Genomic DNA, 11480 nt, shown 5'->3' on the forward strand with positions numbered 1-11480 from the left:
TCGCCGCCTCGCGGGCCTGCGGTGCGACGACTGATGCCGAAAGTGGGGCGGTCCAACACGCCGACCCGAACCCTAACCCTGAAGTTTAGGGTTAAGGGTGTGTCTGTTCCCTGGACTCTCCGAACAGGACACTAAGTCGACAAGTGGTGCGCGTTCAACGAACACGCCGAACCTCCCGTTTTTCTTTTCACCCTATGTGATCACCCATATCGCTGGCCAACCAGGGTGCGTCGCTGTTCGACTCGACGTCAACTCCCGGACACCGCAGGGGCCGTGGGGGCGCTCACGTCGAAGTGGTCAGCCTTGGGCACCGCCTTGAGCAGCGCGGTCAGCGCACGGCCTTTTGCCGCGCCGTGCTCGCCGCTCCCCCAGACGACCTTCCGGCCGCGCGTCAGCTCCAGCACCACCGAGTCGTACGAGCCCACCTTGACCAGCAGGGTCTCCTTGGCCACGGCCGCGGGCAGGTCGCCCGCGACGCCCACCGCCTCGCGCAGCAGCCGGTCCTCGTCGAAACGGCGGGCGCTCGGCGACTGCCCGGCGGACAGTTCGAGGACGGGAACGTGCGCGGGTGCTTTCGCCACCGTGTCGAATCGCACACCCGAAGCGTCCACTTCCACGAACTCCGCGCCCTTTTTGATGAGCAGGACGGGTTTGCGCTCCGTGACTTTCAGTCCGATTCCGTGCGGCCACGACCGCGTGACCGTCACGGTGGCGACCCGCGGCAGCGTGCCGCGGACCCGGCGTTCGATCTCGTCGGTGTCCACGGTGGCCATCGGCGCCCCCACCGGGACGGCCGCCGCCCCGAGCACCTGCGCCGGGGTGAGCACCTCGGTGCCGCCCGCCGTGACCTTCTCGACCCGCAGCCAGCCGGATCCGTACAGGGCCCACGCGCCGCCCGCGCCGAGCAGGAGCACGGCGAGGACGGCCGAGAGCAGCAGCACCGGGCCCCGGCGCAGGCGCCCCGGTGTGAACCGGGGGCCGCCGGGGCCCCGGAAGGCCGGTCTCCTCGCCGCCTTCGCCGTCCTGCCCCGCTTGGGCGGCTTGGGTGGCCCGGGCGCCTTGGCAGGCTTCGAGGGCTTGCCGCCCTCGCGTGCGGTCGTCGCTCCGGCCACTGCGGTGCCTCCTGCGTCCGTGCCTTCCCGGCTAGCGGGCTCTGTGTGCGGCGATCGCCTCGTAGACCATGCCGACCAGCAGATCATCCGCATCCCGGCGGCCGAACTCGGCCGCGGCGCGCGACATCTCGTACAGACGGTGCGGATCGGCCAGTACCGGGAGGACCTGACTGAGGATCCACTCGGGGGTCAGTTCCGCGTCGTCGACGAGCAGGCCGCCGCCGGCCTTGACCACCGGCTGGGCGTTGAGCCGCTGTTCACCGTTGCCGATCGGCAACGGGACGTAGGCGGCGGGCAGCCCGACGGCGGACAGTTCGGCGACGGTCATCGCACCCGCGCGGCACAGCATCATGTCGGCGGCGGCGTACGCGAGATCCATCCGGTCCACGTACGGTACCGGGACGTACGGCGGCATCCCGGGCATGTTGTCGACGCGCGGCACCTCGTTCTTCGGGCCGACCGCGTGCAGGATCTGGATCCCGGAGCGCTGGAGGGTCGGCGCGACCGTCTGGATGACCTCGTTGAGCCTGCGCGCGCCCTGCGAGCCGCCGGAGACCAGCAGCGTCGGCAGGTTGGGGTCGAGGCCGAAGGCGGCCCGCGCCTCGGGCCGGACCATGGCCCGGTCCAGGGTGGAGATGGAGCGCCGCAACGGGATGCCGATGTAGCGGGCATTGCGCAGCTTGCTGTCGGGCGTGGAGACCGCGACGGCGGCCGCGTAACGCGAACCGATCTTGTTGGCGAGGCCCGGCCGGGCGTTGGCCTCGTGGACGATGATCGGGACCCCGAGCCGCTTGGCGGCCAGGTAGCCGGGCAGCGCCACGTAGCCACCGAAGCCGACGACACAGTCGGCCTTGGTGCGCTCCAGGATCTGCTCGGCGGCCTTGATGGTGCCGCGCAGCCGTCCCGGGACGGTGATCAGCTCCGGGGTGGGCTTGCGGGGCAGCGGCACGGCGGGGATCAGTCCCAGCTCGTAGCCGCGCTCCGGCACCAGGCGGGTCTCAAGGCCCCGTTCCGTTCCGAGGGCGGTGATGCCCACGGAGGGGTCCTGCCTGCGCAGGGCGTCCGCGAGGGCGAGCGCCGGCTCGATGTGGCCGGCGGTCCCCCCACCGGCGAGTACGACATGCACCGAAATTCACCGCTCTCCGGACGGACGCTTCTTGACGCGCCGTCTCATCGTCTTCCATCTCAGCCCGGCCCGCTTCCAGCCGAACCTCGGCTGTCGCATCGCGAGCGCCGCGCGCGCCCCGGGCTCCTCCCGCGCGAACGCGATGAGCAGTCCCACGGCGAACATCGTCGGCAGCAGGGCGGACCCCCCGTAGGAGAACAGCGGGAGCGGGACCCCGGCGATCGGCAGCAGACCGAGCACCGCACCGATGTTGATCACGGCTTGCGCCGTGATCCAGGTGGTCACGCCTCCCGCGGCAAACCTGACGAAGGAGTCCTCCGTACGTCCGGCCACGCGGATACCCGCATAGCCTAGGGCCGCGAACAGGGCGAGTACCGACAGCGTCCCCGCCAGCCCCAGTTCCTCACCAGTGATGGCAAAGATGAAGTCCGTGTGGGCTTCGGGCAGTTGGCCCCATTTTTCCACGCTCGCACCGAGCCCGGAACCGAACCATCCACCGGACGCCAGGGCGTAGATTCCATGGACGGCTTGCCAGCACAGGTCGTTCTTGCCCGGATCTGTCGCCCCCAGGCAGGCCAGCCGGTCCATCCGGTGCGGGCTGGTCTTGATCAGCAGTGCGACGATCACACCCGCGAAGGCGAGCACGCCGGCGAACATCCTGGTCGGAGCCCCGGCCAGCCACAACAGCCCGAAGAGGATCGCGCCCAGGATCATCGCGGTGCCCATGTCCCCGCCCAGCATGATCAGCCCGAGCAGCAGGAACGCCACCGGAACCAGCGGCACCAGCAGGTGCTTCCACTGGCTCAGCAGCCCCTTGTCGCCCTTGCGGGCCAGCAGGTCGGCGCCCCACAGGATCAGGGCCAGCTTGCCGAACTCGCTGGGCTGGAGCATGAACGGACCGCCAAGGGAGATCCAATTCTGGTTGCCGTTGATCGCCACTCCTATCCCCGGCACCTGGACCAGGGCCATCAGGAAGAGCGTTCCGGCGAGCACGGGGTAGGACAGCGCCCGGTGCAGTTTGACGGGCATCCGGGAGGCGGCCAGCAGCAGGACGGCGCCGATGGAGGCGGCCAGGAACTGCTTCTTGAAGAAGTACGAGGCGCCCAGGCCCAGCTGGAGCCCCTTGATCATGGACGCCGAGTAGACCATCACGAGGCCGAGCACGGTGATCAGCAGAGCGCTGCCGAAGATCAGGTAATACGCCGTGAGCGGACGGTCCCAGGCCCGGCGCAACTGCCGCTGCGTGCGCCGCAGCCCGTCCAGCGACGGGCGCCCGGCGGGCCGTCTCCCGCTCGGCGCGGGCCGTTTGCGGCCCTGCGCCTTCGGCTTCGGGGCGGACGGCCGCCGCCCCGGGAGCAGTTGCTTGGCCGGCATGTGTGATCTTCCCCTCCACTCGTACGAGCAGCCGCCGACCGGAGGGGTCCGGCCCCCTGCGGCGCTAGGCGCCCGCCGCGGCGAGTTCGCGGACGGCGTCGGCGAACGCGTCCCCGCGCTTGTTGTAGTTCGCGAACATGTCCATCGAGGCGCAGGCGGGTGCCAGCAGGACCGTGTCGCCGGGCTCGGCCAGCCGGGCCGCTTCCCGGACCGCCGCGAGCATCGCCCCAGTGTCGGTCCGTTCCAGCTCGACGACCGGGACCTCGGGCGCGTGTCGCGCCAGCGCGTCGCGGATCAGGGCCCGGTCGGCGCCGATCAGGACGGCGCCGCGCAGCCGCTTCGCGGAGCGCGTCACCAGCTCGTCGAAGGTGGCGCCCTTGGCGAGGCCGCCCGCGATCCAGACGACCGGCTCGTAGGCCGCGAGGGAGGCCTCCGCGGCGTGCGTGTTGGTCGCCTTGGAGTCGTCGATGTACGTGACCCCGTCGACCTCGTCGACGTGGGCGATCCGGTGGGCGTCGGGGCGGAAGGCGCGCAGGCCGTCGCGGACCGCGCGCGGGGGCACGCCGAAGGCGCGGGCCAGGGCCGCCGCCGCGAGGGCGTTGGCGATGTTGTGCGGGGCGGGCGGGTCGACGTCGGAGACCTCGGCCAGCTCCTGGGCGTTCTTCTGCCGGTTCTCGACGAAGGCGCGGTCGATCAGGATGCCGTCGACGACGCCGAGCATGGAGGGGCCGGGGGCGCCGAGGGTGAAGCCGATCGCGCGGCAGCCCTCTTCGACGTCGGCTTCGACGACCAGGTCCTCGGTGGCCTGGTCGGCGACGTTGTAGACGCAGGCGACGGTGTTGCCCTCGTAGATGCGGCCCTTGTCGGCGGCGTACGCCTCCATGGTGCCGTGCCAGTCGAGGTGGTCGGGGGCCAGGTTCAGGACGGCCGCCGAGTGGGCCCGTACGGAGGGCGCCCAGTGCAGCTGGTAGCTGGAGAGCTCGACGGCGAGGACGTCGAGATCGCGGTACTCCGGGTCGGCGCCGGTGACCACGTCGATGATCGGGGTCCCGATGTTGCCGACGGCGGCGGTCCGCAGACCGGCGGCGCGCAGGATCGACGCGAGCATCTGGGTGGTCGTGGTCTTGCCGTTGGTGCCGGTGATCGCCAGCCAGGGCGCGGCGTTCTCGCCGCGCAGCCGCCACGCGATCTCGACGTCGCCCACGACGTCCACACCGGCCGCGGCGGCCGCCGCGAACAGCGGGCTGCCGGGCTTCCAGCCGGGCGAGGTGACGACCAGCTCCGTGCCCTCGGGGAGGGCGTCGGCGTCGCCGAGGCGTACGGAGATGCCGAGTTCGCCGAGTTCGGCGGCGCGGGCCCGGTGGCCCTCGCTGTCGCCGCCGTCCACGACGGTCACCACGGCGCCGAGGCCGGCCAGGGCGCGGGCGGCGCTGATGCCGCTCACGCCGAGGCCGGCGACGGTGATGTTCTTGCCGTTCCAGGCGGTCACTTGTCCGCTGCCCATCCCGCGTAGAAGAGTCCGAGACCCACGATCACGCACACGCCCTGGATGATCCAGAAGCGGACCACCACAAGGACCTCGGACCACCCCTTGAGTTCGAAGTGGTGCTGGAGTGGCGCCATCCGGAAGACCCGCTTGCCGGTCATCTTGAAGGAGCCGACCTGGATCACCACGGACATGGTGATCAGCACGAAGAGGCCGCCGAGGAGGGCGATCAGGAACTCCGTGCGGGAGCAGATCGCCAGACCGGCGAGCGCGCCGCCGAGGGCCAGCGAACCGGTGTCACCCATGAAGATCTTGGCCGGCGAGGTGTTCCACCACAGGAAGCCGAAGCAGGCGCCCATGAGGGCGGACGCGACGACCGCGAGGTCGAGCGGGTCGCGCACCTCGAAGCAGGCGGACGGGTTCGGCAGGGTCTGCGCGTTGGCGCAGGACTCCTGGTACTGCCACACGCCGATGAAGGTGTAGGCACCGAAGACCATCACGGCGGCGCCGGTGGCGAGGCCGTCGAGGCCGTCGGTGAGGTTCACGCCGTTCGACATCGCGAGGATCATGAACAGCGCCCAGACCACGAACAGCACCGGGCCGATGGCCCAGCCGAAGTCGGTCACGAAGGACAGCCGGGTGGAGGCGGGGGTGAGCCCGCGCCCGTCCGCGAACTGCAGCGCGAGGACCGCGAAGGCGATGCCGACGATCAGCTGGCCGGCCATCTTCGCCTTGGCCCGCAGACCGAGCGAACGCTGCTTGACGATCTTGATGTAGTCGTCCAGGAAGCCGACCACGCCCATCCCCGCCATCAGGAAGAGCACCAGCAGACCGGAGAAGGTCGGCTGGCTGGACGTGATCACCTTCGTCAGGGCGTACGCGACCAGCGTGGCCAGGATGAAGGAGATGCCGCCCATGGTGGGCGTGCCCTTCTTCCCGGCGTGGCCGCGCGGCCCGTCGTCCCGGATGAACTGGCCGTAACCCTTGCGGGCCAGCCCCTTGATCAGCAGCGGAGTGCCGACGAGAGTCAGGAAGAGCCCGATGACTCCCGCGAACAGGATCTGCCTCATCGGCCGGTGACCTCGCCCTCGCGCTCAAGAAGCGCCAGCGCGACCCGCTCCAGGCCGATGGACCTGGAAGCCTTCACCAGCACGACGTCTCCCGGGCGCAGTTCACTGCGCAACAGGTCGACCGCCGCCTGCGCGTCGGACACGAGCACCGACTCCTCACCCCACGAACCCTCGTTATATGCGCCCAGTTGCAGCCAGGACGCTTCCCTGCCCCCGACTGCGACGAGCTTGCTCACGTTGAGCCGGACGGCGAGCCGTCCGACCGCGTCGTGCTCGGCGAGCGACTCGTCGCCCAGCTCGGCCATGGGACCGAGCACCGCCCACGTGCGGCCCCCGTTCGCCCGCGCGCCACCCCCCATCGCGGCAAGTGCGCGCAGGGCGGCCCGCATGGACTCCGGGTTGGCGTTGTAGGCGTCGTTGACGACTGTCACGCCGTCCGCCCGCTCGGTGACCTCCATCCGCCACCGGGACAGCGTGCCCGCCCCGGAGAGCGCGGTGGCGATCTCGGCGACGGACATGCCCAGCACATGGGCGACGGCGGCCGCGGCGAGCGCGTTCGACACGTGGTGCTCACCGTACAGCCGCAAGGTCACTTCGCCGCACCCGGTGGGTGTGTGGAGTGTGAAGGACGGCTGTCCCGCCGGTGTCATCCGCACCTCGGTGGCGCGTACGTCGGCGTCCTCGGCCTCGCCGAAGAGGACCGTACGGGCCTTCGTGCGGGCGGTCATGGCGCGTACCAGGGGGTCGTCGGCGTTGAGGACGGCGACGCCGCCCGCGGCCTCGTCCGGCAGGGCCTCGACCAGCTCGCCCTTGGCCTGCGCGATCTGCTCGCGGCCGCCGAACTCGCCGATGTGGGCGGTCCCGACGTTGAGGACCAGGCCGATCCGCGGCGGGGTGAGGCCGGTGAGGTAGGCGATGTGGCCGATGCCGCGGGCGCCCATCTCCAGGACCAGGTGCCGGGTCTCGGCGGTGGCCCTGAGCGCGGTGAGCGGCAGGCCGATCTCGTTGTTGAGGGAGCCCGGCGTCCACACGGTGGGCGCGTGGTGCTGGAGCACCTGCGCGATGAGGTCCTTGGTGGAGGTCTTCCCGGCGGAGCCGGTCAGGGCCACCACGTCGGTGCCGAGCCGCTCGACGACGGCCCGGGCGAGGGCGCCGAGCGCCTTCTCGACGTCCGGGACGACGATGGCGGGTACGCCGACGGGCCGGGTCGCGAGGACGGCCGCCGCGCCCGCGGCGACCGCGCCCTTCGCGTAGTCGTGGCCGTCGACGTGCTCGCCGTCGAAGGCGGCGAACAGGCTGCCCGCCTCGACCTGCCGGGAGTCGATGACGACGGCCCCGGTGACGCGTACGGACGGATCCGGTATGTCGTGCGCAAGCCCGCCGGTGATGCCGGCGATCTCGGCGAGGGAGAGGTCGATCACTGGTTCACCTCGGCCTGTCGGGCGTGCTGGGTCTGGTCCTGCGTACGGGCGCGGTGCGCCTCGATGGCCTCGCGGAGCACGGCGCGGTCGTCGAAGGGGCGGACGACGCCCGCGGTGTCCTGGCCCTGCTCGTGGCCCTTGCCGGCGACGAGGACGGTGTCACCGGGCTCGGCGCGCGCGACGGCCGCGGCGATGGCCGCCGCCCGGTCGGCGTCGAGCAGGACGGTGGCCCGTTCGGCGGCCGGTACGGACACGGCGCCCCCGAGCATCGCTGCGAGGATCGCCAGCGGGTCCTCGGAGCGCGGGTTGTCGGAGGTCAGCAGCGCGGTGTCGGCGAACCGGGCGGCCGCGGCGCCCATGGGGGCCCGCTTGGTGGTGTCGCGGTCGCCGCCGCAGCCGAGCACGATGTGCAGCTTGCCCTCGGTGACCTCGCGCAGCGCCCGCAGCACCGATTCGACGGCGTCGGTCTTGTGCGCGTAGTCCACGACGGCCAGGTAGGGCTGGCCCGCGTCCACCCGCTCCAGGCGGCCCGGGACCCCGGGGACGGCGGCGACGCCGTCGGCGGCGGTCTGCGGGTCGATCCCCGCGGCGGCCAGGGTGACGATCGCGGCGACGGTGTTGGCCACGTTGAACGGGCCGGGCAGCGGGGCGGTGGCCGAGATCCGCTCCCCGTCCGGACCCACCAGGGTCAGGGTGGAGCCGACGGGACCGGAGACCACGTCCTCGGCGCGCCAGTCGGCGGCCGGGTCGCCGGTGGCCGAGAAGGTCAGCACCGGGATGAGCGCCTCCTTCGCGAGGCGGCGGCCGTATTCGTCGTCGAGGTTCACCACGCCCAGGCGGCTGCGGCGCTCGGTGAAGAGCTGCGCCTTGGCCTGGAAGTAGTCCTCCATGTCGGAGTGGAACTCCATGTGCTCCGGGCTCAGGTTGTTGAAGACGGCGACGTCGAAGACGCAGCCGTCCACCCGGCCGAGCACCAGGGCGTGACTGGAGACCTCCATGGCGACGGCCTGGACGCCGCGTTCGCGCATGACCGCGAAGAGCGCCTGCAGGTCGGTGGCCTCGGGGGTGGTGCGCTCCGACTTGACGGCCTGGTCGCCGATGCGCATCTCGACGGTGCCGACGAGCCCGGTGGTCCGGCCGGCCCGCCGCAGCCCGCCCTCGATGAGGTAGGCCGTGGTGGTCTTGCCGGAGGTACCGGTGATGCCGATCTGGAGCAGGTCCTCGCCGGGGCGCCCGTAGATCGCGGCGGCCAGCTCGCCCATCCGGGCGCGCGGGTCGTCGACGGTGAGGACCGGCAGACCGGTGGCGGCGGCGCGGGTGGCGCCCGCCGGGTCCGTCAGGATCGCGGCGGCGCCCAGCTCGGCGGCCTGCGGCGCGAAGTCGGCGCCGTGCAGGCGCGCTCCGGGCAGGGCCGCGTAGACGTCGCCGGGGCGGACCGCGCGCGAGTCGTGCGTGATGCCGGTGATGCCCGTGGGACGGCCGTGATGGCCATGACCTCCTGGGCTTCCGGACGCCTCGGCGGGCACGGGCGTCCCGATGCCGAGCAGCGCGGCCAGATCGCCGAGCGGCGTCGGTCGGACGGCCAGCGGCCGGGGCGCTCCCGGCAGCGCTGCCGGGGCGTCTTTCTGGGTGGTTCTGGGCTGATCAGCGTGGGGCACGGCGGTGAGCGTACCGGGCGCGGTGGGCCCGTTGCGAAGCGAGGGCCCGGTCGTGGGGCCTTCGACGGGCCGGTTCCCGGATTTCGGGGTGATCGTTGTCACTGATGGTGCCTCACGGTCTGGTGGCGCGGCGGTCTGCTCACTGGCCGGGTTCGAAGGTGACCGGCAGTCCGGCGGGGGCGGTGCCGCTGGGGGCGACTTGGAGGGTCTTGAGGGCGAACTCCATGACCTTCTTGTAGATGGGCCCGCAGATCTGTCCGCCGAAGTAGCTGCCCTTGGTGGGGTTCTGGATGGCGCAGTACACGGTGATGCGCGGATCGTCCGCGGGGGCGAAACCTGCGAACGACGCGGTGTAGCCCTTGTAGTGGCCCGTGGCGGGATCCACCCGGTTGGACGTTCCGGTCTTGCCGCCGACCCGGTAGCCCGGAATGCGGGCCTTGGTGCCCGTGCCCTCTTGGTCGTCGACGACCGATTCGAGCATTTCGGCGAGGGTCTTGGCGGTCTCGGGGCTCACCACGCGGCTCTTCTCGGGCGCGGCGGCCGGGGTGAACCGGCCGTCGGGGCCCTTGGTGCCGCGGACCAGGGTGGGCGTGATCCGGACACCGCCGTTGGCGATCGTCGAATACACGGAGGCCGCCTGCATGGCGTTGAGCGAGAGGCCCTGGCCGAAGGGGATCGTGTACTGCTGGGAGGTGGACCAGTTCTCGGGCCTGGCCAGGATGCCGCGGGACTCGCCCGGGTAGCCGAGGCCGGTGGGCTGCCCGATGCCGAATTTGTCCAGGTAGGAGTACAGGACCTTGTTGGCCTCGGGCTGGGTGGGGCCGAGCTGTCCGGTGGCCAGGATCGTGCCGATGTTGCTGGACTTGGCGAGGACCCCGTTCAGGGTCAGGTTCCAGGTCGGGTGGTCGATGTCGTCCTTGAAGAGCCGGTCGCCGCGGTGCAGCCGGTTGGGGACGGTGACGTGGGTGGTGGGGGTGGCCTTCTTCTCCTCCAGGACCGCGGCCATGGACATCACCTTGGCGGTGGAGCCGGGCTCGTAGACGTCCTGGAGGGCCGCGTTGCCCATGGCGGCGGAACGGGCCTTGCCGAGGTCGTTGGGGTCGAAGCCGGGGGCGTTGGCCATGGCCAGCACCTCGCCGGTGCGGGTGTCCTGGACGATGACGTAGCCGCGGTCGGCCTCGGACTTCTGGACCTGTTCGGCGATGGCGCTCTGCGCCGCCCACTGGATGTCGCGGTCGATGGTCAGCTCGATGTCCGCGCCGGGCACGGCGGGCTTCTCGCTGGATCCCGCCGTGGGGACGCGGCGCCCGCCGGACTGGGCGTAGGTCAGTTCGCCGTCCTTGCCGGAGAGCTTCTTGTCGAGGGAGGACTCCAGTCCGCCCGCGCCCTTGCCCTCGGCGTTGACGTAACCCAGTATCCCGGCGGCCAGGTCCCCGTTGGGGTACACCCGCTTGCTGCTGGGCTCCTGGAAGACGCCCGCGATGACGTTCGCCCCGGGGCCGTTGTTCTTCTTGTCGGCCGCGGCCTTCTCGGCGAAGACCCGCTTGAGGTCCTTGATCTGGTTCCAGACCTGGGGGGTCTGGCGGCGGGCGAGGACGACGTAGCGGGTGTTCTTCGTCGCGAGCCGGTCGGTCAGCTCCTTGACGTCCTTGCCGAGGATCGGGGCGAGCAGGGCGGCGGCCTGCGCGGGGGCGTCCGGGGCCTTGCTCTCCTGCGGGGTGAACATCGAGGGGTCGGCGGTGATGTCGTGCGCGTCGACGCTGGTGGCCAGGGCCACGCCCTTGCGGTCGGTGATGTTCCCGCGCTCGGCGGCCAGGGTGTAGCTGGCGAAGCGGTTCTTGGAGGCCACGGCGGAGAACGACGAGGCGTCGACCGCCTGGACCTGGAGCAGCCGGATGACGAAGGCCAGCATGACCAGCGTCAGCCCGACGCCGACCAGCCGCAGCCGGGGCTTGGGGGCCCCGAGCCGGATCGTGTGCGGGGCGCGGAGCCCGGCCGGGCGGCGGGTGGCGGGGCGGGACGCCGGGCGGGCGGCGGGGCGCGCGGTCGTACGGGGCCGGGGCGGCCCGGGGACCCGCCGCCGCGGAGGTTCCTTGGGGCTCACTCGGTCACCTGCCGGGGGTCGGGGTGGGGGTGGGCTTGCCCGCGGACGGCGGGGGCGGGACGGCGCCCGGGGAATGGTGCCCAGCCCGGTCGGGACCGACACCCGTGACCAGGGGCGATTTTCAGCCAA

General features: G+C 71.8%; 8 protein-coding genes. All 8 read right to left on the bottom strand.

Annotation, left to right across the window (positions count from 1 at the left end):
- Positions 1-248: 248 nt before the first annotated feature.
- Positions 249-1112, bottom strand: a complete 864-nt coding sequence (locus ABT084_RS07045; protein ID WP_502968852.1) for a cell division protein FtsQ/DivIB — start codon at positions 1110-1112, stop codon at positions 249-251.
- Positions 1113-1143: 31 nt separating this feature from the next.
- The gene (gene murG / locus ABT084_RS07050) at positions 1144-2238 is read right to left on the bottom strand and encodes an undecaprenyldiphospho-muramoylpentapeptide beta-N-acetylglucosaminyltransferase (protein ID WP_351038878.1); all 1095 of its coding nucleotides are present in this window, start codon (positions 2236-2238) and stop codon (positions 1144-1146) included.
- A 6-nt stretch (positions 2239-2244) separates the two neighbouring features.
- Entirely contained in the window at positions 2245-3612 is a 1368-nt protein-coding gene (gene ftsW / locus ABT084_RS07055; RefSeq protein WP_351038880.1) for a putative lipid II flippase FtsW, read from the bottom strand.
- 64 nt (positions 3613-3676) lie between these two features.
- Complete coding sequence (gene murD, locus ABT084_RS07060) at positions 3677-5116, bottom strand: UDP-N-acetylmuramoyl-L-alanine--D-glutamate ligase (RefSeq protein ID WP_351038882.1); 1440 nt, start codon at positions 5114-5116, stop codon at positions 3677-3679.
- Positions 5098-6168, bottom strand: coding sequence for a phospho-N-acetylmuramoyl-pentapeptide-transferase (gene mraY / locus ABT084_RS07065; RefSeq protein WP_351038883.1), 1071 nt, complete (start codon positions 6166-6168; stop codon positions 5098-5100). The genes murD and mraY overlap by 19 nt, the downstream gene beginning before the upstream one ends.
- A complete protein-coding gene (locus ABT084_RS07070; RefSeq protein ID WP_351038885.1) occupies positions 6165-7589 on the bottom strand; it encodes a UDP-N-acetylmuramoyl-tripeptide--D-alanyl-D-alanine ligase in 1425 nt (474 codons plus the stop codon). Before ABT084_RS07070 ends, mraY begins: the two co-directional genes overlap by 4 nt.
- Positions 7586-9349 carry a UDP-N-acetylmuramoyl-L-alanyl-D-glutamate--2,6-diaminopimelate ligase gene (locus ABT084_RS07075; protein ID WP_351038887.1) on the bottom strand — a complete coding sequence of 588 codons (1764 nt, stop codon included), beginning with the start codon at positions 9347-9349 and terminating at the stop codon, positions 7586-7588. The genes ABT084_RS07070 and ABT084_RS07075 overlap by 4 nt, the downstream gene beginning before the upstream one ends.
- A gap of 37 nt (positions 9350-9386) precedes the next feature.
- Complete coding sequence (locus tag ABT084_RS07080) at positions 9387-11351, bottom strand: peptidoglycan D,D-transpeptidase FtsI family protein (protein WP_351038888.1); 1965 nt, start codon at positions 11349-11351, stop codon at positions 9387-9389.
- Between the last annotated feature and the right edge of the window lie 129 nt (positions 11352-11480).

The organism is Streptomyces sp. NPDC002138 (assembly GCF_040296485.1).
Lineage (GTDB): Bacteria > Actinomycetota > Actinomycetes > Streptomycetales > Streptomycetaceae > Streptomyces.

Bases quoted from the DNA above. Each gene is read 5' to 3' on its own strand.
- ftsW (WP_351038880.1), bottom strand. From the start codon at position 3,612: ATGCCGGCCAAGCAACTGCTCCCGGGGCGGCGGCCGTCCGCCCCGAAG.
- murD (WP_351038882.1), bottom strand. From the start codon at position 5,116: ATGGGCAGCGGACAAGTGACCGCCTGGAACGGCAAGAACATCACCGTC.
- mraY (WP_351038883.1), bottom strand. From the start codon at position 6,168: ATGAGGCAGATCCTGTTCGCGGGAGTCATCGGGCTCTTCCTGACTCTC.